The organism is Clostridioides sp. LIBA-2809 (assembly GCF_056688965.1).
The window spans coordinates 4,223,299-4,247,101 of the sequence record NZ_CP197004.1 but is presented as its reverse complement, the minus strand read 5'-3'; the positions used below and the strand labels follow the sequence as shown (position 1 = coordinate 4,247,101).

Annotated in this window: 22 protein-coding genes; 21 read left to right on the top strand and 1 reads right to left on the bottom strand. The window is 28.5% G+C overall.

Features of this window, described 5'->3' with window-relative positions:
* Positions 1 to 22: 22 nt before the first annotated feature.
* The 13 genes from ACTG44_RS19995 (at position 23) to ACTG44_RS19935 (ending at position 14,386) form a co-directional block, all read left to right on the top strand.
* Positions 23 to 877, top strand: coding sequence for an acetyl-CoA hydrolase (locus ACTG44_RS19995; protein ID WP_079747094.1), 855 nt, complete (start codon positions 23 to 25; stop codon positions 875 to 877).
* A gap of 308 nt (positions 878 to 1,185) precedes the next feature.
* The gene (locus tag ACTG44_RS19990) at positions 1,186 to 1,707 is read left to right on the top strand and encodes a cysteine hydrolase family protein (RefSeq protein ID WP_479917821.1); all 522 of its coding nucleotides are present in this window, start codon (positions 1,186 to 1,188) and stop codon (positions 1,705 to 1,707) included.
* A 485-nt stretch (positions 1,708 to 2,192) separates the two neighbouring features.
* A complete protein-coding gene (locus ACTG44_RS19985) occupies positions 2,193 to 4,280 on the top strand; it encodes a BglG family transcription antiterminator (protein WP_021386618.1) in 2,088 nt (695 codons plus the stop codon).
* A gap of 14 nt (positions 4,281 to 4,294) precedes the next feature.
* Positions 4,295 to 4,582, top strand: a complete 288-nt coding sequence (locus ACTG44_RS19980; RefSeq protein WP_021386611.1) for a PTS sugar transporter subunit IIB — start codon at positions 4,295 to 4,297, stop codon at positions 4,580 to 4,582.
* A 26-nt stretch (positions 4,583 to 4,608) separates the two neighbouring features.
* Positions 4,609 to 5,880 (top strand): PTS ascorbate transporter subunit IIC, encoded by a 1,272-nt coding sequence (locus ACTG44_RS19975; protein ID WP_021386607.1) that lies wholly within the window; start codon positions 4,609 to 4,611, stop codon positions 5,878 to 5,880.
* Between the two features lie 65 nt (positions 5,881 to 5,945).
* Entirely contained in the window at positions 5,946 to 6,545 is a 600-nt protein-coding gene (locus ACTG44_RS19970) for an SIS domain-containing protein (protein WP_021386582.1), read from the top strand.
* The gene (dapA, locus tag ACTG44_RS19965; protein ID WP_265113951.1) at positions 6,517 to 7,455 is read left to right on the top strand and encodes a 4-hydroxy-tetrahydrodipicolinate synthase; all 939 of its coding nucleotides are present in this window, start codon (positions 6,517 to 6,519) and stop codon (positions 7,453 to 7,455) included. Before ACTG44_RS19970 ends, dapA begins: the two co-directional genes overlap by 29 nt.
* Before the next feature lie 105 nt (positions 7,456 to 7,560).
* Positions 7,561 to 8,193 (top strand): beta/alpha barrel domain-containing protein, encoded by a 633-nt coding sequence (locus tag ACTG44_RS19960; protein ID WP_479921089.1) that lies wholly within the window; start codon positions 7,561 to 7,563, stop codon positions 8,191 to 8,193.
* A 183-nt stretch (positions 8,194 to 8,376) separates the two neighbouring features.
* A complete protein-coding gene (locus tag ACTG44_RS19955; RefSeq protein ID WP_021386619.1) occupies positions 8,377 to 8,571 on the top strand; it encodes a helix-turn-helix domain-containing protein in 195 nt (64 codons plus the stop codon).
* Between the two features lie 582 nt (positions 8,572 to 9,153).
* On the top strand, positions 9,154 to 10,263 hold the full coding sequence (tnpB, locus tag ACTG44_RS19950; RefSeq protein ID WP_479921088.1) for an IS200/IS605 family element RNA-guided endonuclease TnpB: 1,110 nt from the start codon (positions 9,154 to 9,156) through the stop codon (positions 10,261 to 10,263).
* A gap of 150 nt (positions 10,264 to 10,413) precedes the next feature.
* Complete coding sequence (locus tag ACTG44_RS19945; RefSeq protein WP_052328896.1) at positions 10,414 to 10,632, top strand: hypothetical protein; 219 nt, start codon at positions 10,414 to 10,416, stop codon at positions 10,630 to 10,632.
* Positions 10,633 to 11,403: 771 nt separating this feature from the next.
* Complete coding sequence (locus ACTG44_RS19940) at positions 11,404 to 13,914, top strand: sensor domain-containing diguanylate cyclase (RefSeq protein ID WP_479921087.1); 2,511 nt, start codon at positions 11,404 to 11,406, stop codon at positions 13,912 to 13,914.
* Positions 13,915 to 14,041: 127 nt separating this feature from the next.
* Positions 14,042 to 14,386, top strand: a complete 345-nt coding sequence (locus ACTG44_RS19935) for a zinc ribbon domain-containing protein YjdM (RefSeq protein WP_021386555.1) — start codon at positions 14,042 to 14,044, stop codon at positions 14,384 to 14,386.
* A gap of 128 nt (positions 14,387 to 14,514) precedes the next feature.
* Here ACTG44_RS19935 and ACTG44_RS19930 read toward each other — a convergent pair whose 3' ends face one another.
* A complete protein-coding gene (locus ACTG44_RS19930) occupies positions 14,515 to 15,072 on the bottom strand; it encodes a hypothetical protein (protein WP_479921086.1) in 558 nt (185 codons plus the stop codon).
* Between the two features lie 435 nt (positions 15,073 to 15,507).
* On the opposite strand from ACTG44_RS19930, the gene ACTG44_RS19925 reads away from it, so the two are divergent.
* From ACTG44_RS19925 to ACTG44_RS19890, 8 genes are all read left to right on the top strand, one after another.
* A complete protein-coding gene (locus ACTG44_RS19925; RefSeq protein WP_479921085.1) occupies positions 15,508 to 16,374 on the top strand; it encodes a pentapeptide repeat-containing protein in 867 nt (288 codons plus the stop codon).
* Between the two features lie 117 nt (positions 16,375 to 16,491).
* A complete protein-coding gene (locus ACTG44_RS19920; RefSeq protein WP_021386546.1) occupies positions 16,492 to 16,896 on the top strand; it encodes a YmaF family protein in 405 nt (134 codons plus the stop codon).
* A 174-nt stretch (positions 16,897 to 17,070) separates the two neighbouring features.
* Positions 17,071 to 17,520: an acetyltransferase gene (locus ACTG44_RS19915; RefSeq protein WP_479921084.1), complete on the top strand. Its 450-nt coding sequence runs from the start codon at positions 17,071 to 17,073 to the stop codon at positions 17,518 to 17,520.
* 139 nt (positions 17,521 to 17,659) lie between these two features.
* The gene (locus tag ACTG44_RS19910) at positions 17,660 to 19,507 is read left to right on the top strand and encodes a glycerophosphodiester phosphodiesterase (RefSeq protein WP_021386527.1); all 1,848 of its coding nucleotides are present in this window, start codon (positions 17,660 to 17,662) and stop codon (positions 19,505 to 19,507) included.
* A 71-nt stretch (positions 19,508 to 19,578) separates the two neighbouring features.
* Positions 19,579 to 20,487, top strand: coding sequence for a DUF2268 domain-containing putative Zn-dependent protease (locus tag ACTG44_RS19905; protein ID WP_479921083.1), 909 nt, complete (start codon positions 19,579 to 19,581; stop codon positions 20,485 to 20,487).
* 482 nt (positions 20,488 to 20,969) lie between these two features.
* Entirely contained in the window at positions 20,970 to 22,388 is a 1,419-nt protein-coding gene (locus tag ACTG44_RS19900) for a potassium/proton antiporter (RefSeq protein ID WP_021386544.1), read from the top strand.
* A 90-nt stretch (positions 22,389 to 22,478) separates the two neighbouring features.
* Positions 22,479 to 23,276, top strand: coding sequence for a MerR family transcriptional regulator (locus ACTG44_RS19895; RefSeq protein WP_479921082.1), 798 nt, complete (start codon positions 22,479 to 22,481; stop codon positions 23,274 to 23,276).
* A 383-nt stretch (positions 23,277 to 23,659) separates the two neighbouring features.
* Positions 23,660 to 23,782, top strand: coding sequence for a hypothetical protein (locus ACTG44_RS19890; RefSeq protein ID WP_021386543.1), 123 nt, complete (start codon positions 23,660 to 23,662; stop codon positions 23,780 to 23,782).
* Positions 23,783 to 23,803 lie beyond the last annotated feature (21 nt).

The following is a 23,803-nucleotide window of genomic DNA, read 5'->3' as shown; positions in this document are numbered from 1 at the left end:
AATATAATTTGATTATAGGAGAATGTTTATGGGATTTGAATTTAAAATAATGAGAAGTTTAATATACGTAGGGCTTGCTAAGGAAGAGTATAGACCTAAATTAATGGACTGGTTATATCGTTACCATATTCCAGATAGTATTAGTAATTTTGGACCATATTGTACTAAATATGCTTTTTATCAAGCATATCCTACACCGAATGAAGGAGAACGCTTTGGGGTACGTAAGATGCAATTAACAGAGCATTATTGGATTGTGGATGAGCATATGCCTGAAATGGCAAATAGAATTATGACAGAGTACATGCCTATGGATGTTCTTCGTTGGCAAGGATGTATACCAGATGTGGAAAATAAAAAAGTTCATGAGAATGCAGAAAGTGGAGATGCAGGACGTGCAGTAGGTGGGGACAACGGATGTCCACCATTTATATTTGCTTTTGTTCCAATAAACTGGGAAGAAGATTTTAGAGGAAAAGGACGTACTGTGCAAGATGGACCAAACTATCGTTGGCAATTTATGATTAAGTATCCAGAGGGCATTTCTAAAGAAGAAGGGGAAAAATGGTTCTATGATGAGGTAGTTCCATACTTTACAAACTGCTGTTATGTTAATCGTTTTGTAAGTAGTAAAATTATGATTAACTATGGAGCAACTGCTTTTGACCGTGTAGTAGAACTATGGTTTGAAGGAGAAGAAGAATGGTATAAAGCTGTGGTTGAAGAGGCAAAATCATTTATTAAAAAGCCAGAATGGGCACAAGAAGAGGAGTTTCCATATCTAAAGCCACAATTCAATATCGCATCAGTATTTTTAGGTGATATAGCTACTATGGATGCATATTCACAGTATCGTGGATATATTCCAATGAGATAAAAATTTATAAGATATTTATTAAAAAGTGTTTAGAGTGTATTTAAAAATTGAGATATTCCTTTTATGATAGAAAGTTGAAATAATAAAACTGTTACCATGAAGGGAATATTTTTATGTCTAGAAAATCTTGTGAGATAAAATTTAAAATATATGAAAGAGTATCTTAAAGGTAAAAAATTAAAAAATATTTTGGAGAATACACTATAGGAAAATATACTATAAAAGAAATGAAAGACTACATAAGATTGTATTTACTTTTTATGGTAAAATATAAAGAAATTTTAAAAGAGATTCAAGGAGGGATAAATATGGTTTTATTGGTAGTCGATACACAAAAACTAATAACAAATGAAGAGTTATATAATTTTAATGGATTTGTAGCAAATGTAGAAAACTTGATTGATACAGCTAGAAAAAATAACATAGAGATAATATATGTACGTCATGATGATGGGGCTGAAAATGAGTTGACTAAGGGTAAAAATGGTTTTGAGATATATGAAAAATTTAAACCATACGATAAAGAAAAAATATTTGATAAAGAAGTAAACAGCGCTTTTAAAGAAACTGGTCTATTAGAATATTTAACAAATAAGGGTGAAAAATATATAATTATCGTTGGACTTCAAACAGATTACTGTATTGATGCAACTATAAAATGTGGATTTGAACATGGTTTTAACATAATAGTTCCGGCTTATTCGAATACAACTGTTGATAATTCATTTATGTCAGCAGAACAGTCATATAAATACTACAATGAACTCATATGGGATGGAAGATATGCAGAATGTATTTCATTGGATGAAACCCTTAAAAGAATGAAATAAGTATAGACTACTTATAATAAAAAATTGTAATCTACTTGGATTAAAATATTAAAATCATAAGAAGTATAAGTTACTGAATCTTGTATTTAGACAGATTAATTTTAGAAAAGTATGATACTAGAGTAAAAGTTAATGGACAAATCTAGTGTATTAGAATTATATAAGTAGGATAAGGCACATCAATTTTATTTTAAATTAATGTGCTTTTTAAGTGAAATAATGTGCTAAAAGTGAATATGATTTTTATTTATAAAATCAGTTTTCTTGTGTTTCTTTACTAAAGAAACCTTTTTTATTTATAAAATCTACAATTGTAATATGGTATCTATTTTAGATAAGTATAATTTTTGTCTCAATCTAAAACAAAAGTTATACTTAAATGAAATTGAAAACAATAAAATTCTCCAATAAAATAAATATTGTGGAGGTGATGAAAGAATCCAATGATAATATGAAGACTAATCTTAATAAGAAAGTAGGGATTAATGGTAGTGGACAAAGAAATTGTATCAATTCTCCAGATTTTATTAAATAGCACATTGATTACAGCTAATGGATTACAAGAAGAATCCAACTCATCAAAGAGGCAAATTACTTATAGAATAAATAAAATCAATGACATGCTTAAAGTAAAAAAAGTACCACTTATATGTTTAAGAGCTGATAAAGATATTATCGTTAGAAAAGAAACTAAAAAAGTAATTAAAGAAATTTTAGAAAAAAACTATTCTAAGAATACTTATTACTTTAGTAAAGAAGAAAGACTTTTATATATGTACCTAATGCTTTTTATTAACATGGAGGATATCTCAATTAACCATTTTACAAATTCTATAAAAGTGAGTAGGTCTACTGTAAATCTTGATTTTAAGGATTTAATACCAAATCTTGAAAAAAAAGGCATATATGTTAAGAACAATCGTATAAGTGGTTATTATTTAGTTGGAAATGAAATGGAAATTAGAAGGGTACTTATTAAGAATATTATAGAAACTCTGTCTAATGAGAAGAGCTCAAGAGTATTTGATATTTTTATTGAAGAATATAATTTAGATAGTTTTGAAGAAGCCAAACAAATTATATTAAAGCTCATAAAAAGATACGAAATTAATTTTGTTGAAGATAGATTAATAGAATTTATATATATATTTATCTTTCTAAAAGCAAGGATGTGTTCAACTAGAATAGTTACTCAAGAAAATATAGATATTCCTAATATTTCGGTTATGAGTTCAATGAAGGAATATAAATTTGCTAAGGAATTATTAGAAGTATATGAAAGTGAAGAAAAGATAAGACCTCATAATATAATGTATATTAGTGCTTGGATTTTAGGTATATCAGTAGGAAATTATGAAGAAGATACAGAAGATAAGGCTGTAATTTCAGAAATTGTAAATAAAATGATGACAAGGTTTGGATATTTAAGTGGGGTTTATTATATAAGTCAAGAAAAGATATTTAAACAATTATATTCTCATTTTAGACCAGCTTATTATAGACTTTTGTTTAAATTGCCTATTTATAATCCAATTTGTGAAAAGGTAAAAGAAGAATATAGATTAGTTTATAGAATTGTAAGTAATTCAATGAAAGAGTTTTGTGGATTATTTGGAGAAGAAATTCAAGAAGAGGAATTAGCATACTTAACAATGCATTTTGCAACTCTTTTTTCAAATAAAAAGGAATTCGAAGACTTTAGAAAAAGAATAGCATTAATAGTTTGTTCAAATGGTGTTGGGAGTTCAGCTATTTTACATGCAGAACTTACAAACTTATTTCCTGACTTGCATTTTATACCAATGTCAGAATCAGTTGGTTTGGAAAATATAAGTGAACCTGTAGACATTGTATTTACTACTAATTATAATACAGAGAGTCTAAAGACAGATGTACCAGTAATTAAAGTAAGTCCTGTTATGACCACAAAAGAAAAATATAAGATTACACGTGAAGTGTACATTCAATTGGGAGATATTTTTTTAAGACAACCTAAGATAGATGAGGTTATGAATATAATAAAAAAATATGCAAAAGTAACTTCTGAAAGTATGCTTTCAAGCGAGTTATTAGCTTATTTTGCACAAATAGAGAATTTTACATCTAAGGAAGGAGAGGGGCCTATGCTAAGTGAGATTACTAGTGAAACACTAATAAAATTAAAGATAAAAGCTAAGAATTGGGAGGATGCTATTAGACAATCAGCTTCTGTTTTAGTTGAAAACAATAAAGTAACTGAGGGATATGTAGATGCCATGATTGACTCAGCAAAAGTATCTGGGCCATACATAGTAATTACAAAACATGTGGCACTTCCACATGCTAGACCAGAGGCTGGCTCAAAAGAGATTGCAATAGGTATTGCTACTTTAGATAGCCCTATTAAGTTTGGAAATGATGAAAATGACCCTGTAAAATATGTATTTTGTTTAAGTGCAGTAGATAATAATAGTCATTTACGTGCTATGTCTGAACTGGTTGAATTATTGGAACAAGATGAATTCTTTAGTGTGTTGGATACTGCTAAAGAAGGTAAAGAAATTATTGATTTTATAAAAAGACACGAATTATAAAGGAGGATTTAATAATGTATAAAATTTTAATCGCATGTAGAGCAGGAGTTGGCTCAAGTTTAATGTTAAAAATAAAAACTCAACAAATTATTAAAGAAAATAACTTTCCAATCGAAGTAGAACATGGTTCATTGGATTCATTAAATGGATTCAATGGAGATGCTGTAGAAACATTAATTGATGTTGCTGAAGAATTAAAAAAGAAAAATTTGAAATTCGATATAATTGGAATTCGTAATATTGTTGACCGTAACGAGATTAAGGCGGCACTAGAAAAATTCCTTGCTTCAAAAGAGGGATAAATTTAAGAGAATAGGGAGGAATGTTTATGGAGTTTATTATTAGTTTGTTGAGTACACCTGCTGTTTTGCTTGGTGTAGTTGCATGTATAGGATTGATTCTTCAAAAGAAATCAGCTGTTGAAGTATTTACTGGGTCTTCAAAAACGCTTATTGGCTTTCTAATATTTGGTATTGGTGCATCTGCTATGACTGGTGCACTTCAGAATTTCAATAAATTGTTCCAACATGGGTTTGGAATTACTGGTGTTATAGCTTCACCAGAAGCAGCTACAGCACTTGCACAAAGTACATACGGTTTTGCAGTTTCATGTACATTAATTCTTGGATTTATATTAAATTTAGTTTTTGCACGTATTACAAAGTTTAAAAATATTTTCTTTACAACAGGTCATAGTTTATTCTTTTCTTGTGTATTAGTTTTAATCATGAAAGCACATGGATTCGATAATACAATCACTATTTTAATAGGTGGAGTTATTTTAGGATTTATGTCTGCTGCACTACCTCAATTTTGTCAGCCATTTATGCGTGAATTGACAGGTGGAGATGAACAAGCCATTGGTCACTTCAATATGATTGGTTATGGTCTATCAGGATATATAGGACGTTTATTTTCAAAGCATAAAGATGATACAACAGAAACTATAGAATTTCCTAAGTGGTTATCAATATTTAGAGACTTTTTAATGGGTCTATCTATAGTTATGTTAATCTTATTTTATATTGCAACATTAAAAGCTGGACAGGCATTTACTCAAGAAATCGCTGGTTCAACACATTGGTTAGTATTTCCACTTATAGAGGCATTTACATTTGTAGCTGGTATGTCAATACTGATGTCAGGTGTTCGTATGTTCTTAGCTGAAATAACTGCGGCATTCGTAATTATTTCAGAAAAATATATTCCAGGTTCACGTCCTGCACTTGATGTTCCAACAGTATTTCCATATGCACCAAATGCAGTTATTATTGGCTTTATATCAGCATATGCTGCGGGTCTATTAGCAATTGTTATTATGGCATCATTTCCTAGTATATTCCCTGTAGTAATTATTCCAGCTGCTCATATATGTTTCTTTTCAGGTGGTACAGCTGCGATATTTGGTAATACTTCAGGAGGATGGAGAGGAGCTATTGCAGGGTCGTTTGTTGTAGGATTATTACTTGCATTTTTACCAGTTATACTATATCCAGTTTATGGAACTCTTGGTATAGAGGGTGCAACTTTCCCAAATATTGATTATAACGTAGTTGGCTCAATCTTACATAATATTTTACAATTTATAAAACCTATCTAGTCTTAAAGTAACAATGTAAAAGTCATAGGTATGGTTACCATAATTTAAAGGAGGATAAGTCTATTATGGAAAACACGCTATCTGAATTTCTAGACACTCTATCTAATGAAGTATCAGAGTTTATTGCATCAATAGATGAAATATCTATAAATAAAGCATGTGACTTAATTTTTGAAGTTGAAAGGAATCATGGACGTGTACACGTGACTGGTATTGGTAAACCAGGACATGTATCAGGGTATATTTCATCATTACTTTCATCTACTGGAACGCCAGCATATATATTACATGGTACAGAAGCAGTACATGGCTCAAGTGGTCAAGTAGTAGCTGGGGATGTTGTTATTGCAATATCAAATAGTGGTGAGACTCAAGAATTAAAAGCAACTATTGAGACATTAAAAGTAAATGGAGCAAAGATAATTGGTGTAAGTGGTAATACAAATTCATTCTTAAAGGATGTTTCTGATATATTCTTGTTTGCAGGTGTTAAACAGGAAGGTGATTGCCTTAATAAAGCCCCTCGTGCTTCGATTCTTGCTGAAACTATAGTCTTACAGTCCTTAAGTGTTGCATTACAATATGCTAAAGAACTTGATGTACAACAGTATTTGAAGTGGCATCCAGGAGGAAGTCTTGGAAAGTCTATTAGAGAGGAAATGTAATTTTATGAAATATAAAGGTATTATATGTGCAATGATAACACCTTTTGATGAAAATCAAAATATAAATCCACAGGCAACATGTGAGTTAATTGACTATCTAGTAGGTAAGGGAGTTTATGGGTTATTTATTTTGGGAACTAATGGTGAATGTCATGTGCTAACAGATGATGAAAAGGTTGAATTTGCAAAAATTGTTGTTAATCACACTAATAATCGTGTACCTGTTTTTGTTGGAACAGGTGGTAATTCAACTCGTGAAGTTATAAGTTTATCTAAGAGAATGGAATCTATTGGAGCAAGCGCTTTATCTATTATTACACCATACTTTGTGACACCAACACAGGAGGAATTAATTTTACATTATAAAACTATTGCTAATTCAGTTAATTTACCCATTATGATGTATAACATGCCAGGTAAGACAGGGATTAATATTGAGCCTGAATCAGTGCGTGAATTGGCAAAGATAAAGAATATCGTTGGTATTAAAGATAGTAGTGGTAAACTTGACAACATGAAAGCTTATATTGAAGTAACTAAGAGTGAGGATTTTAGTATATTTTCAGGTTCAGATTCACTTATTCTTGATAGTTTGAAGGCTGGTGGACAAGGTGCTGTTGCTGCAACAGCAAACTTTCTTACAGAGATTGATATTGCTATTTATGAAAATTTCATGAAGGGGGATTTGGAAGAAGCTCAAAAAGCTCAAAGTAGTATAGAGGAGCTTCGTCGTATCCTAAAGCTGGGAACAATTCCATCTGTTATAAAAAAAGCTGTTGTATTTAATGGAATTAACGTTGGAACTGCACGACTTCCTGTAACTGAACCAACTGGAAAAGCACTTGAAGAAATTAAGCAAGTGGTTAAAAATTATAGAGGAGTACTTAATCAATATAGTGATAATAGATAACATAGATAAGGGAATCACATTTGCATATGACTAATATATGTCTTATGAAAATGAAGTTAACTTAATGGAAAAGTAAAATGGTTTGATAAATATAGAGGTGATGATATGAAAAAGATGAATATAACCAAAAGAATGGCAGAATGTGGGGCTCTTGCAATTGTAAGAGAAGAAACACTTAATCGTGCATGTGAAATTGCTGAAGGTTGTATAAAAGGTGGAATAACGGTTATGGAAATGAGCTATACTTTGAATAATGCTGGAGAAATAATTCAAGGGCTTAATAAAAAATATGGTGAATCCCTTTGTGTAGGAGCAGGAACCATTTTGGATAGTGAAACAGCTTGCCATGCTATCTTACATGGAGCTCAATTTATTATTGCACCAAATTACAATGAAGATGTAGCAAGGCTTTGCAATAGATATCAAATTCCTTATGCTCCAGGATGTACATCATTGACTGAAGCAGTAGATGCATTGAGCTTAGGAGCTGCCTTTATCAAGGCTTTTCCAATATCAGATTTCTATGGACCTAAACTAGTAAAGGTATTTAAAACACCGATACCTGATATGCCAGTTTTGGCAAGTGGTGGAATTAACTTTGATAACCTGCATGTATGGCTTGGAAACGGTGTTGATGTATGTGGTTTTGGTGGTTTATTAACTAAAGGTAATGTTGGGGATATTGCTGAAAATGCTAAAAAGATTCGTGAAATCATTAAAAATACAAGAGAAGTTTAATATTCAGGCTATATCATAGTAGTTTATAATTATTATGATATAGCCTCTTTAATATTTGCTATATTTTAATCTAAACTATAGATAAAATTAGTAATGCAACTATTAGTTAACAAAATGCAACTATATAAGGATTGTGAATCAATCAATATATAAATATAATTAAGTTGAGATGAGGTGATAATATTGAACTTTGGAGAAAATTTAAAGCGACTAAGAAAAGAAAGAAATTTATCACAAGAACAACTTTCTGAAATGCTAAATGTATCTAGGCAAGCTATATCAAAATGGGAATCCAATAAAACATATCCAGATATAGAGAATTTAATGTTACTAAGAAATATATTTAATACAACATTAGATGATTTGTTATTTGATTAAAAAATAGCTACGCACACTCGTGACTTTAGTCGTGAGTTAGTAGCTAAAGTAGTCAGCATATAGGGAAACTTATATGTAGAGATAGGAAAGAACCTATCCAATACTACTTGAATTGCTGGAAACCCCTAAAGCTAACTAAACTAAAACATAAGGATGAAATAAACCTAAGTGTGAAAGTTACGAAAGTAGAAAAAATTGGTTAGATGGTATAAGGTTAAACCCTAAGTACTTTAAAATGGGCAATCAGCAGGTAAGCTCCGAATAGGAGAAACTTCAACGACTATTCCTCTTGAGGGAAGTACACTACAAGCTATTGGTAGTGGAAGTGGGTAGACCTTAACGGATAATGCCGAAGGATAAGATATAGTCTGTGCTTGCATGAAAATGTAAGAAGTTCATAAGAGAACTGCATAGGTAGTAGCGAACTTATGTGAACGACAACCTCAAAAATGATAAAAGTTAAGGGCTTACAGTTCTTATATATGTTATTTAAAAAATAAATATGAAAACCTTCAAAATACTTGTTTTAAATGTTAATATTATGATGGGTGATGAATAATCAGAAAAAACAAGTAAAGTGAGGTGATAGTAGTGGAAAAGGCATATAAGTTTAGAATGTATCCAAATAAAAAACAGCAACAGTTAATTAACAAAACTTTTGGATGTTGTAGATTTGTATATAATAAATATCTTGCTAAAAAAATAGAAGTTTATGAAAACGATAAAGACATTTTTACTTATAAACAGTGTAGTTCTGATTTGACCAATTTAAAAAAGGAATTAGAGTGGCTTAAAGAACCTGACAAATTTTCACTACAAAATACCTTAAAAGATTTAGAAAACGCATATAAAAAATTCTTTAAAGAAAATGCAGGATTTCCTAAATTTAAATCAAAGAAAACTAATAGATTTTCATATAGAACTAACTTTACAAATGGAAATATTATGTACTTTAGTCAATATATAAAATTACCTAAACTTGGTAAGGTTAAAGTAAGGGATAAACAAGTACCTCAAGGGAGAATACTTAATGCTACTGTATCTAGGGAGCCAAGTGGTAAATATTATATATCATTATGCTGTACTGATATAGATATTAAAGCATTTGAAAATACTAATAATCAGATAGGTTTAGATTTAGGAATTAAAGAATTTTGTATCTCAAGTTGTGGAGACTTTATAGAAAATCCTAAATATCTTCAGAAGTCATTAAACAAACTTGCTAAATTACAAAGAGAATTATCAAGAAAAACAATTGGTAGTTTAAATAGAAATAAAGCAAGGTTAAAAGTTGCAAGACTTCAAGAACATATAGCTAATTGTCGAGAGGATTTTCTACAAAAACTATCTACTAAATTAATACGAGAGAATGATATTATTTGCATAGAAGATTTACAAGTAAAGAATATGACTAAAAATCATAAACTATCTCGCTCTATTTCTGATGTGTCATGGTCAGAATTTGTCCGTCAATTAGAATATAAGGCTAATTGGTATGGTAGACAAATTGTAAAAGTAGGTAAATTCTTTGCAAGTTCACAAATATGTAATAAATGTGGGTACAAAAACGAGGAAATGAAGAATTTAAATATAAGAGAATGGATTTGTCCTTGTTGTAATGTAACTCACAATAGAGATATAAATGCAAGTATAAATATACTAAAAGAAGGACTAAGACTAATAACAGTTTAAAATAAATAACTTATGTAAGAACCGTAGGAACTACGGGGATAGCTTGTGGAGAATTGGTAAGACATATTTTAGTATGCAAAATTCTATGAAGCAGGAACCCTGTGACTTTAGTCATGGGAGGTTTAGGAAAATACAGATAAAATTGAAGACATGATTGAGTCAAGCAAATTGCCTACAAATAGTATAAATTATGATGAAAATGAGTCAGAAGATGAACTGTCAGATAGCTTCATGATAGGTGGCTTTATAGTAGGAATATCAATTGGATTTATTACAGAGAATTTTATGTGGGGAATAGTTGGTAGTTTTATAGGTATGGGAATTAGTTATCTAATAGAATATTTAAATAAAAAAGACAAGATAAACTAAATAAAAAAACTTTCAATAAAAGTGCAACATGGAAATACATTATAAATAAGAATATATAGTTTGGTTATAAGTGAGCAATACATGTATATAGAGTATTATCTAGTAAATATATTGTATAGTATAGAAGTAACAATTACTAGCATTAAAAAAGGAAATCTACCTTAAGCATATTTATTGTATAATATCTTGAAATAAAACTTTATATTAATGAATAATCAAGACCATATAAGATAATTACTTATATGGTTATTTTTAGTGAAGTAACTTCAGTTGTTTTGTATTGTCTCTTTGACTTAGAAAAGAACTGATTTAAAAATCAAGTTATGATATAATTTCATTAAAAGAAGGCAAACTTGAGATATGTATGAAAAAATTATGATTGAAGTAGAAATAAATTTAGTTCTATATATTAAATAAATCAAGCTTTGTTTACAACAAATCAAACTTATCATTTAAATGACAATAAACAAACCTTACAAACTAAATTTTTTAAAATAGTCTTAAGTAGATTATCAAAGTCAAATAAATAAAACTTTCGTCTTTAAATTTGAAAAAAGATTAATTATAATTACAAAAGATTTAATATTAAGTAAAAAGAAACAGGGAAAGAGAACTTATATATTTTCATAGGGAAATTTAAATATGGATTTAAGTTAAGAAGAAGCTGTAAATAAGATAGGTTAACACACATTGATGATTCACTTTTAGCATTATGTTATAAAAAGCATAATGTATTGAAAAAGGGTGATAAGGATAGGAGGATAACAAAAAATGATACGAGATAATGCTGGGTTAGATAAAGTATTTGAAAAAGAACAAACAATAAATAATGAAGTTATTTCAGAAGAAATATTAAAATCTATGGGTATTGGAGTTAGTAAGCATTTTTTAGATGATTCATTTACAGTTATCTGGGGAAATGCAGCTTTTTATCAGTTGTTAGGATATACAGAAAAAGAATTTTTAAATGAATTTTCTAATCTAAGAGATTATTATGAAGATGATTATGATGATTTTGAATCTATGAGAGATTATTTTTTCGATGTTTACCATAATGGTAAGAAGAGTGGAGAGCATAAAACTTGCATTCCAATAAATTATGGAAGTAATCTTTGGGTAATAATGAATGGCATATTAATCGAATCACAGGAACATGAAAAAGCAATAATCTATATATTGTATTCAAATATCAATGAATTAAAAATAAAGCAAGATGAACTGTGTGAGAAGGAAAAAGAAAGTAAAGAGAATTTTGAATGGATGATGTCAGAGTATGCTGGAAACGTTTATATTAGCGATATGAATACGTATGAGTTGTTATATTTAAATAAACAATCGTGTAATACCTTACAAGCATCACCAAGTGAGCTGATTGGAAGGAAATGTTATGAGGTAATTCAAGGAAGAACTTCTCCATGTCCATTTTGTACGAATTCATATTTAAAGAAAGATGATATATATGAATGGGAGTTTTACAATAAAAAACTGAAAAGAACATTTATGATTAAAAATCGCATGATAGATTGGAAAGGTCGAAGAGCTCGTATAGAGTTATCTTATGATATGTATAGTGCTGAGTATAAGCTAGCGAAAAAAGACCAGGAAAGAGAATCAATCTTGAAAACTATTCCAGCAGGTATGGTTAGAATAGATGCAAGAGATTTTCGTACAATACTTTGGCATAATAACATATTCTTGAACATGATTGAATATACAAAGGAACAGTTTGAAAAAGAACTTGATAATCAATGTAGATATTTATTTTCTGAGGATTATAAACGCAGTAAGGAATTGGCACTAGATTTAAAAGAGTCTGGAGATAATGTTGTATTTGAAACAAGAATATATACACGCTCAAAGCAAGAACGCGTATGGACTGTCACGTTGTGTTATGTTAGTGGAGAAGATAGTTGGGATGGAATACCATCTTTTTACAGTATAGGACTTGACATTACTAAAGAAAGAAAGCAGATTGAGAAATTACAGTACATATCAGAGAAAGATGCATTAACAGGAATTTATAATCGTGCTGAAACCGAGAGGCAGATTAAGAAATATTTTGAAGAGAATTTAGATGTTATGGGTGCATTGTTTATGATTGATACAGATAATTTTAAACAGATTAATGATACAGAAGGACATATGATTGGAGACATAGTGCTCACTGAAATAGCAGCAGGTATGAAAAAAATAATGCGAGATAATGATATTGTTGGCAGGATTGGTGGAGATGAGTTTACTATTTTAATGAAGAATATTTCTTCATTAAAAGATGCAGAAAAGAAAGCAGAAGAACTTTTATATATGTTTCGTCATCTATTTCATAAAGAGAAAAGTTCCATAAAAGTGACATGTAGTATTGGAATAGCTATATATCCAAAAGATGGTGACACATTTAAGGAGATGTATAAAAGAGCGGATAAGGCTTTATATCAAGCAAAAACTCTGGGCAAAAACAATTATGTCATCTATGATCAAGGTTACTTTGAAGATTTGGAAGAATTTAATTACTCTTCTCTTGGAACAGCTATTGATTCAGAAAAGAAATATGCTGAATGTCCTGATAACCTTACACGTTATATATTCCGTATGCTTTATCAGTCTGATGATATAGATAAGACAATTAATATGATACTTGAAGTTGTTGGGAAACAGTTTAATGTGAGTCGTGTTTATATTTTTGAAAATACAGAAGATAGTCAATATACATCGAACACTTATGAATGGTGTAATACTGGAGTTTCTTCTCAAATGGCTAATTTACAAAATAGTGATTATCAAGAGTATAATGATTATGAAAAGCTTTTTGGAGAAGATTTAGTTTTCTATTGTCGTGACATTCATACACTACCTCCTAAGTTAGAAGATCTGTTCTCTAGTCAGGGTATCCATTCTACACTTCAATGTGCATATAGAGATGGTCAGGTTTTCAGTGGATTTGTTGGATTTGATGAGTGTACAGGACTACGTCTATGGACACAGGAAGAAGTCAGCACGTTATCTTTGATTTCTCAAATTATATCAATATTTCTACAACGTAAAAAAGAAAAGAAAGTAAGTCAACATATGAACCAATATAAGTCTATTTTAGATAATATTGAACAATGTATTTATGTGATTGATAAGGAAAATAATATTTTGTTGTATTTAAATAAAAAATTTAAAAATACATATTCTGGATTCCAAATTGGACAACCTTGTTATCTTGATTCTATAGATATTCATAGTACATCCATTATGTGGAATCAAAAAGAAGCATACCTATGTATTGATATGGTGTAATGGAAGAATTTAAACCTTAGGAAAAAGAGTAGTTTGTAAATATAAGTATAATATGATATCATATAGGCTCAAAAGAAATTTTATGTTGTAAAAAAATTTAAAAATAACAAGTGGAGGACATATAAATATGGAAAGTTTACCAAATTGCCCGAAATGTAACTCAGAATATACTTATGAAGATGGAACTCTTTTAGTTTGCCCAGAATGCTCTCATGAATGGGCCTTAGAATTGGGAACAGAAGAAAATTCAAATATTATTAAAGACATAAATGGAAATATATTAAATGATGGAGACTCTGTTACAGTAATTAGAGATCTTAAAGTAAAAGGGAGTTCATCATCTATAAAGATTGGAACAAAAGTAAAAAATATACGTTTAGTACATGACCCATCAGATGGGCATGATATAGAATGCAAAATAGATGGATTCGGAGCTATGAAGTTGAAGTCTTCGGTAGTTAAAAAAGCGTAAAATCATGGATAAAGTATTTTATTTATGATTTTATAGTACAGTATAAACCACAAGAGTTTATTACAGAATTAAAGCTTATTTATCTTTATATTCTCTTGTGGTTTTATTAATATGCAGTTGTAATAAGTTTATTTTTCAAGAGATATTCTGAACATTTTGCCTAATCGCTCATAAAGTCCATTATCACTCTTACTGATATATTCACCAATACATTTACCTAATTTATTATATAGGTTGAAAACTCTAGGATGACTTGATTTTACATAAATACTTTTGAATTTTTTACCATAGTAATATGGAATAATGATATCTCTTAACCAACGTCCACCATTACCTCGGTCTTCTGGAGAAATATGAAAATAATTGAATACCAAAATATTATCTGTAGGTTCTGAAATATTTATCGTGTCTGGGAAAAAAAGTGGTATATCAAGTATTCCATGTGACATTAATCCAACTCCAATTATGTTATCATCTTTTTTTATATAGTGAAAGTCCATTATAATATTTGGATTCTGTTTTACTGTTTCAATTAAATGGCAACAATGATATATCTCGTCATAATCATCCCATTCATTTTCTGCTTTATATAAAAGGTTTTTAATAACTGGTACTAGCATGTTACTTGTGAAAGTATCTGAAACAAAAAAATTATACTTTTTCTCTTTATGTAGCAATAGTTCCATAAATATTCTCTCCTCTGCAAATAAGTTAATCGTATTTACTTAAAATAGTAATATAGTTGTTAGGCTTATTTATACTAGAATTGTAAAGTTAAATGAGATACTTAGCTTTGTATAGTTAATTTGCATATTTTTAATTTTATAGGTTGTATCTATGGCTATTATATCATGGATTCTAAAAACATTGAAATTTTCAACTTCTAAAAATATTTATAGCTCATGAGCTATATTATGATTGGATGAAAACTTATTAGTATAATGTTATAGTTAAAATAAGTTCTAGTATAAAAAGTGTTGTTACAAATATCAAGAAACCAATGTATATACTATTGGAATAAGAAACATATTAAATTATAATTAAGAATAAGAAATGTTACATAAGAGGTTGAAGTGTAAAATAGCAGTTTATTAAAAACCATACTGAGAAGGAGAATAGATATGATAAATATACATAAAAAAATATATAATAATAAATTATTTGATGAGTTAAAAATTGATTGTGAAAAGTGTTTTGGACTTTGTTGTCTAGCTCTTTATTTTTCTGCTTCAGATGGATTTCCTGTTGATAAGGAATCAGGAAATCCATGTATTAATTTGCAATCAGATTTTAAATGTTCTGTACATAGCAATCTTATAAAGCGAGGTTTTAAAGGCTGTACTGCATATGATTGTTTTGGTTCAGGTCAGAAAGTAGCACAAGTAACATATAAAGGTAGAGACTGGATGCAATCATCAGAATTAGCAAGTCAAATGTCTGAAGTATTTTTAATTATGAGACAGTTACATGAAATGCTATGGTATCTTAAAGAAGCATCTATATTAGATATAGCAGATGCAATAAAAGTAAAAATTGACTCAATAATTGAAGAAACTGAAAAGATAACTAATATGAATCCAGAACAGCTAATTGATTTAGATATCACATCACATAGAGTAAAGGTAAATTCATTATTAGCACAAGCTAGTGAGTCTGTAATGGAAAAAGTCAAATCTTTTCTTAAAACTTCTAATCCTAAAAACAAGAAAAAATTAAGTAAAAGTATAGATTTAATAGGAGCAGACCTTAGAAAAACAAATCTAATAGGAGCAGATTTAAAAGGAAGATTCATGATAGCAGCAAATTTAAAAGACGCAGATTTAAGTGGAGCAAATTTAATAGGAGCAGATTTAAGAGATTGCAATATTAGAGGAGCTAATCTTAAAAATAGTATATTTTTAACACAATTGCAAGTTAATACTGCAAAAGGAGATTCTAATACAAAATTACCAGCTTCACTAGTACATCCTAAACATTGGAATGAATAATTAAATTAATACATAATTTTACAAAATATGAACTTTTTTGACTCTGATTCATACTATATATTAGAGATTCTTTAGAGGAATTTCTAAATATATAATATAACAAGGAGAGATATAAAAATGAGTTATCAAAATTATAAATGTGAAAGAGATTATGTATATGATGATTATAAATATAATGAATGTAATAAGTGCTATAATGATTATGAAGAAATGACACATGTTCATGAATACTCACAAAGTGTTAAGTTAGCAGAAGAATGCGACGATAGACATAACCATCGTGCAGCAGGAGTTACTGGTGAAGTTATACCAATAAATGGTGGTACAAATCATGTTCATAAAATAAATGATAATGTGGATTTCCTTGACCATTTCCATAAGATATGTGTTACAACAGGTCCAGCTATTAAGATACCAGGAACTAACAAACATGTTCATTTGGTATGTGGAAATACTACTGTTAATGATGGTCACTGCCATAAATTCCTTTTTACTACTCAGATAGAAGCTCCATTAGTATAGCTAATATGAATTCTTGTAGTAAATTTGTTAGACTTTAGTATATAATTATAAAAATATAATGGATTATATTTAAATTTAATTAGGGCTATGATATTAACTTTCATAGCCCTTTCTAAATTTTATATAAATAATCAGGAACAATTAAAAATCACATAGAACAGAAAGGAAGTTTTTATGAACTCTGAAATAATTTTTGAAATGAGACAAATAAATTCAAACGAATATGAGGAAATGTTGAAAGTCTGGGAATCATCAGTAAGAGCCACTCATGATTTTTTAATAGAGAAAGATATTGAATCTTTAAGACCATTAGTTAAAACTGGGCTTAAAGAAGTAGAAAATATAGTCTGTGTTAAAGAAAAAAATATAATAAAAGCCTTTATGGGAATAGATAAAGACAAAATTGAGATGCTATTTATAAAAGATGAATATAGAGGTCATGGTATTGGTAAAAAGTTAATAACATATGCTATAGATAAATATAATATAAAATATGTTGATGTAAATGAACAAAATAAAAAAGCAGTGGGATTTTATCTTCATTTAGGATTTAAAGAATTTGATAGGTCTGAAATAGATGGGCAAGGCAATCCATTTCCAATATTACATATGAAATTAACTTAAATAAAACTGCAGTTATAATAATATATTTGGGGAAATATAATTCTTTGTATTAGCTTAAATAAAATTATTAATTTAAAAAAATAGTATATATTTATGAGGTTTACAGGATAAAATACAATAAAAAGATTAAGGGGACATCATGAATAAGAATATCTTAGATACTTTTGTAAAATTAATAAAATATAACTGGACCACATTAATTACATTTGAACTGTTTCATAAGGGATTGGCTTTGATAATTATATTGCCATCAATTAAATTTGTATTAAGTAGCTCTATGAAAAGTGCAAATATAGTTTATTTAAGCACTGATAATATAGGAAAAATATTAACTAATCCTTTATCAATATTATTAGCCATACTTTCAATTGTGATATTAACATTTTATATGTTTTTTGAATTTACTTCAGTAATTATTTGTTTTGATAAATCAAGAATTTCTGAAAAAATTACATTGTATAAACTTATTAAATTGTCTTTAAAAAAATCTATGAAAATATTGTATCCTAAAAATATATTGTTATTTGTATTTGTGCTACTGATAGTTCCACTTACAAACATAGCCTTAACCTCAGGGTTTATTGGAAAAATAAAGCTTCCAGAATACATATTAGAGTATATAAATTCTAATATAGTTTTAAATATAATTTATATGTTTTTAATTTTAATATTATATATATCAGTTATTAGATGGATTTTTAGTATACATGAAATAACTCTAAATACAGATGCTTTTAAAGAGGCAAGAAATATAAGTAATAACCTTACAAAAGGAAAAGCTATAAAGTTGATTTTTTATTCATTAGGAATATCTTTAATAGTCAGTATTATAGGATATATAATATATCATATTATTGTTATATTGATAGGGATATGGACAAAAAATTATACTGATGCAAATTTTTTGAAAGATATATTTATTAATAGGTGTATATTGTTCAATGACTATGCTACATTTATTTCATCAATAGCTATATTTATAATTAGTACAGGTTTTATTTCTACATTTTATTATGAATATAATGATATTAGAATTTATGAAAAAAAATCTGAGAAACAAAAAAACTCAGTAATTCAACTATTAAGAATAACTCTAAAAATATCCATAATTTTATTTATCCTACATATTGAATCTATAGCGTATTCTTTAAATAATGATATTTTATTTAACTCTTCATTTTTTTATAATACAACAGCAACTGCTCATAGAGTTTCTTCATTAATTGCTCCGGAAAATACACTAGCTGCTTTTAAAGAGACTTTTATAACTCAAGCTGAGTATGCCGAAATTGATGTACAAGAAACTAAGGATGGGGAATTGATTTTATTTCATGATTCTAACTTTGAGAGAGTGACTGGTGTAAATAGAAATGTTTGGGAAGTAAATTATGATGAAATTAAGAACTATGATGCAGGTAGTCACTTTAGTTCAGGTTTTGCAGGTGAAAAAATACCAACTCTTGATGAGGCTATGAAGTATTCGAAAGGGAAAATAAAACTTTTAATAGAAATAAAACTTAATGGTCATGAAAAAACTAATGTAGAAAAAAAGGTTTTAGAATTAATTAAATCAAACAGGTTAGAGAACCAATGTGTTGTAGCATCTATGAATAAAGATGTATTAAAAAATGTCAAAAGATTAAATCCAGATATAATAACATGTTATTTAACTGCGGTTGCATATGGAAATTTTTACAACTGGGATTATGTTGATATATATGGAATAGAGTCTACATTTATAACTGAAAACGTTGTGGATAATATACACCAAAAAGGAAAGCAAGTTTTTGTGTGGACTATCAATAACAGCAAATTAATGAAAAAAATGATTAATTTAAATGTAGATAGTATAATTACTGATAATCCATTTTTATTAGATGATGTAATTTACTGGCAACAGAATGGATTTGTTAATAGAGTATCTTATTACTTGTTTGGTGATGATTCTGACAAAACTATAGACGAAACTATAATTGAAGAAAGCTAGATTATATAAAATGTATATTGACATTGACGCGACGTAATTCTATATACTCTATTTTGAAGGAGATGATAAAGATGAACATTATAGAAGTTCGCTCAGATAAGATATACAAGAAGATAATGAATGCACCATTAAACAAGAAAGAAGATATATACAGATATGAACTTATGAAGCCTTTTGAACTTAAGTGGAAGTGCATAAATGTTCCAATGGTTGCTAGACAAGAAGGTGGATATGATGTAATTATGGCAAGTGAAATGATGGGGATTTTATCACCTAAGGATATTGATGAAAATCAAAAAAATAATATAAATGCACTATCTGATGATAAACTTTGGAACACTTGCAAAGAAACCATAGAAGAGTCTATAAACTCATTTATAAGAGAAGGATACGATTTGAATATTAAGGACTATAAATATTCAATCTTATTGGCTAATCCAAATAGTCCTTATACAATTTTAAGTGATGGATATTGGGGCGATGGTGGAATACCTGGATATATGTTCATATCATTGGTTCCTAATGAATACACAACTAATAGATTACAAGTAGCACTAGCACATGAATGTAATCATAATATTAGATTCCAGTTTATAGATTGGAGTAATAGTATAACATTAGAAGAGATGATGATTAATGAGGGGCTTGCAGAAAATTTTGCGACATGGATGTTTGGCGAGGATATGGTAGGACCTTGGGTTAGTAAAACAGACATCCAGACGTTAAACACATGTATAAAACCAATAATTAAAGATGCTTTAAAAGAGACTGGATTTCAAAACATAACATCCTATCTTTATGGTGATGATATAGCTAAAATGCAAGGATACTTTCCAGTTGGCTTACCTTACTGTGCAGGATATGCTTGTGGATATCATATGATTAAATATTATCTAGAAAAAACAAATAAATCAATAGTAGAAGCTACTTTATTGCCTTATAGTGAGATAATAGAAGGGATAAAAGAATTTTGGGAATAAATATTATGGGTTGCATAATTTGAAAAAAATTATGCAATTTTTCTATTTTTAAGAAAAATAATTTGACAATAATTTGTAACAAATATAAAATAATATATATAAAGAAATATTTCAATGTATGAAATTTTGAAGATTTCATATCTAAAGTATCTAACATTGTATGTTAGTTTCTTATTACTTATCTAAATATTATATATTTCATAGTATATATAAAACTACTATAAGAGCATGAAATATATTAAATAATCAACTGAAAAATGAAATATTAATAAAAAATAATTCAAATTTTGAATATTAAATGAATATAATTAAAATAAATATATAAATTTGAGTAGAATACTCATGTTTTAGTGTATTATTAAATTTTAATTGTACTTTATGCACCATAACTTATAAAACTTATGTCATGTTATATTTGAATAAATAATAAAATTGTAGATATATTTTAATCTACAAAATTTATATGAAATGGAGTTGATGCTATGACAGAATTGATGATTATAAGTGGTTTAGTGCTATTGATTTGTATAACCTCTAGCAAGGTCTTATATAAATTTGGAGTACCAATATTATTAATTTTTATCTTATTAGGGATGTTATTTGGGTCTGATGGTATGGTAGGAATTTATTTTGACAACTATGAATTAACAAAACAATTATGTTCTATAGGACTAATATTTATAATGTTCTTTGGAGGATTTGGAACAAACTGGAATATGGCTAAGCCTGTTGCAATACCTTCTATACTGATGTCATCACTGGGTGTAATAATTACAGCAGGAGTAACAGGTATATTTTGTCATATGGTAGTAGGAACTAGTTTACTTGAAGGCTTATTAATTGGAGCAATTGCAGCTTCAACAGATGCTGCATCTGTGTTTGCCGTGTTGCGTTCTCGAAAACTAAATTTAAAAGGTTCTCTTGCCTCCTTATTGGAAGTCGAAAGTGGAAGCAATGACCCAATAGCGTATATGTTGACACTAATTCTTTTGACATTGATGAATAATTCTGGAGTAGAACTTATTGTGCCAATGGTAATAAAGCAAATATTTTTTGGTTTAGCTATAGGATTTGTACTAGCAAGACTGTCTGTTTATATCTTAAGAAATTCAAACTTCGAGATAGAAGGATTTTATACTATATTTATAACAGCTATTGCAATTCTTTCTTATGCATTTAGTGAGTATCTTGGAGGAAATGGATATTTAAGTGTGTATATTTCAGGTATTATTCTAGGAAACAGTAAGATACCTCATAAAAAAAGTTTGGTTCATTTCTTTGACGGAATCTCATGGATTATGCAAATAATGTTATTCTTTATGTTAGGATTGTTATCTTTCCCTTCCAAGCTACCAAATGTATTTGGTATAGCAATGGCAATATCTATATTTATGATAGTTATTGCAAGACCATTAGCAACATTTATAGTTCTAGCAAAATTTAAATTTTCAAATAAAGAAAAATTATTCATATCATGGGTAGGTCTTAGAGGTGCTGCTTCAGTAGTTTTTGCGATTTATGCAGTTACTCAGGGTGTAATCATAGAGAATGACATATTCCATATAATATTTTTTATAGCGTTACTTTCAGTAGGAATACAAGGAACATTAATACCAACTGTAGCTAAAAAGCTCGATTTGGTTGATGATAACACACCAGTATTAAAAACATTTAATGATTATGATGGAGAGATTAGCTCTAAACTTATAGAAGTAAATGTTGATGATAGTAGTAAGTGGGCAAATAAGAGTATAATGGATTCTAATATACCAGAGGATATATTAATAGTTATGATAAAACGAAAGGAACAGGTTTTAGTACCTAAAGGTTCAACTGTTATAAAAACAGGAGATACATTGGTATTAAGTGGAGATAGAATTGAAGAATTAATACAATTATAATTTATTTTGTATTGACTTTAACCTAAGGGGAAGGTCTAAACTTAAATTAATCAAATCTAATGCGCAGGTGATGAGATGTTTTCTATAGGAATGTTTTCTAAAATAAATAAAATAACTACAAAGACATTAAGGTATTATGAAGATATAGGCTTATTAAAGCCAGAATATGTAGATGAGTTTACAAAATATAGGTACTATACAACAGAGCAATTACCTAAATTACATCAGATAATAACTTTAAAACAAATGGGCTTATCATTAGCTGAGATAAAAGAAGCTGTGGAAAATCCTGAAGAGGTTGAAAATATTTTAATGAATAAAGAAAAAGAAATGTTGGATGTAATCAAAAGTGAAGAATATAAACTCATTAAACTGCGTAATTACCTTGTGAATTTGAAAGGAGAAGTCAATATGAATGATGTAATTATTAAGTCTTTACCAAAAGTTAAAATTGCCTCTATGAGAAAGGTATTAAAGGGGTATGATGAACTTTTCAATCTATTTCCAAACGTAATGGCTGAAGAAATGAGAAATACAGGGTGTACATGTGCGGCTCCTGATTATTGTTTCAATATATATCATGATGGTGAATATAGAGAGTCTGATATGGATGTTGAGATGTGTCAAGCTATAAATGATTTAAAGAAAGATACAGATATATTAAAGTTTAAAGAACTAGATGAAGTTGAAAATGCAGTTTGTATATTACACAATGGTTCATATTCAACATTAGGAAAGACTTATGCAGATGCATTTAAATGGATAGAGGACAACAAATATGAAGTAATTGGAAATCCTAGAGAGTCTTATATAGATGGCATATGGAATAAAGAGAATGAGGATGATTGGCTAACAGAAGTTCAGATACCAGTGAAACGAGTTTTATAAGAGATTAAAATTAATCAAGATAAAGCTATTAAATGGGGCTGTCTCAGAATAGAGATAAGCCTCTTTTTCGTTGTTGAAATGATAAAAATATATTTGATTTAATACAAAAAAGAGTGCCTCATTAACTAAACAGTTCATTTTGAGACACCTTCATTTTTGAGATTATTTTTTGGTTTATTTTGGGGTTTAGATAAATCTAAAGATAAGCATTTTAAGCAGGAAAATAAAAAATACATACAGAAAGTTATAAGTAAAAAAGAGTGCAAGTATTTAGAACAAATAAATGATATTTTATTTGATTTTGGAGAAATAAGGGTATAATTATTATATAATTGATATTCTTATGAAGCTGGCACTAAGAGAAAGAATATATATCTATATATATGCTTTATTTAGAAATAGCATTAGAAATAAACGATTTATTTAGTAATGTATATACTTGTCAAAATGAAAATATAGAAGTTGTTAAATACATTTGTAACATAGAAGGTTTATATGTAGGATAATCAATTGTATTTCGAATATTG

Excerpts from the sequence above, each read along its gene's own strand:
- ACTG44_RS19995 (WP_079747094.1), top strand. The coding sequence starts at position 23 with ATGTTTATGGGATTTGAATTTAAAATAATGAGAAGTTTAATATACGTA.
- ACTG44_RS19990 (WP_479917821.1), top strand. The coding sequence starts at position 1,186 with ATGGTTTTATTGGTAGTCGATACACAAAAACTAATAACAAATGAAGAG.
- ACTG44_RS19985 (WP_021386618.1), top strand. The coding sequence starts at position 2,193 with ATGGTAGTGGACAAAGAAATTGTATCAATTCTCCAGATTTTATTAAAT.
- ACTG44_RS19980 (WP_021386611.1), top strand. The coding sequence starts at position 4,295 with ATGTATAAAATTTTAATCGCATGTAGAGCAGGAGTTGGCTCAAGTTTA.
- ACTG44_RS19975 (WP_021386607.1), top strand. The coding sequence starts at position 4,609 with ATGGAGTTTATTATTAGTTTGTTGAGTACACCTGCTGTTTTGCTTGGT.
- ACTG44_RS19970 (WP_021386582.1), top strand. The coding sequence starts at position 5,946 with ATGGAAAACACGCTATCTGAATTTCTAGACACTCTATCTAATGAAGTA.
- ACTG44_RS19960 (WP_479921089.1), top strand. The coding sequence starts at position 7,561 with ATGAAAAAGATGAATATAACCAAAAGAATGGCAGAATGTGGGGCTCTT.
- ACTG44_RS19945 (WP_052328896.1), top strand. The coding sequence starts at position 10,414 with ATGATTGAGTCAAGCAAATTGCCTACAAATAGTATAAATTATGATGAA.
- ACTG44_RS19940 (WP_479921087.1), top strand. The coding sequence starts at position 11,404 with ATGATACGAGATAATGCTGGGTTAGATAAAGTATTTGAAAAAGAACAA.
- ACTG44_RS19935 (WP_021386555.1), top strand. The coding sequence starts at position 14,042 with ATGGAAAGTTTACCAAATTGCCCGAAATGTAACTCAGAATATACTTAT.
- ACTG44_RS19930 (WP_479921086.1), bottom strand. The coding sequence starts at position 15,072 with ATGGAACTATTGCTACATAAAGAGAAAAAGTATAATTTTTTTGTTTCA.
- ACTG44_RS19925 (WP_479921085.1), top strand. The coding sequence starts at position 15,508 with ATGATAAATATACATAAAAAAATATATAATAATAAATTATTTGATGAG.
- ACTG44_RS19920 (WP_021386546.1), top strand. The coding sequence starts at position 16,492 with ATGAGTTATCAAAATTATAAATGTGAAAGAGATTATGTATATGATGAT.
- ACTG44_RS19915 (WP_479921084.1), top strand. The coding sequence starts at position 17,071 with ATGAACTCTGAAATAATTTTTGAAATGAGACAAATAAATTCAAACGAA.
- ACTG44_RS19910 (WP_021386527.1), top strand. The coding sequence starts at position 17,660 with ATGAATAAGAATATCTTAGATACTTTTGTAAAATTAATAAAATATAAC.
- ACTG44_RS19905 (WP_479921083.1), top strand. The coding sequence starts at position 19,579 with ATGAACATTATAGAAGTTCGCTCAGATAAGATATACAAGAAGATAATG.
- ACTG44_RS19900 (WP_021386544.1), top strand. The coding sequence starts at position 20,970 with ATGACAGAATTGATGATTATAAGTGGTTTAGTGCTATTGATTTGTATA.
- ACTG44_RS19895 (WP_479921082.1), top strand. The coding sequence starts at position 22,479 with ATGTTTTCTAAAATAAATAAAATAACTACAAAGACATTAAGGTATTAT.
- ACTG44_RS19890 (WP_021386543.1), top strand. The coding sequence starts at position 23,660 with ATGCTTTATTTAGAAATAGCATTAGAAATAAACGATTTATTTAGTAAT.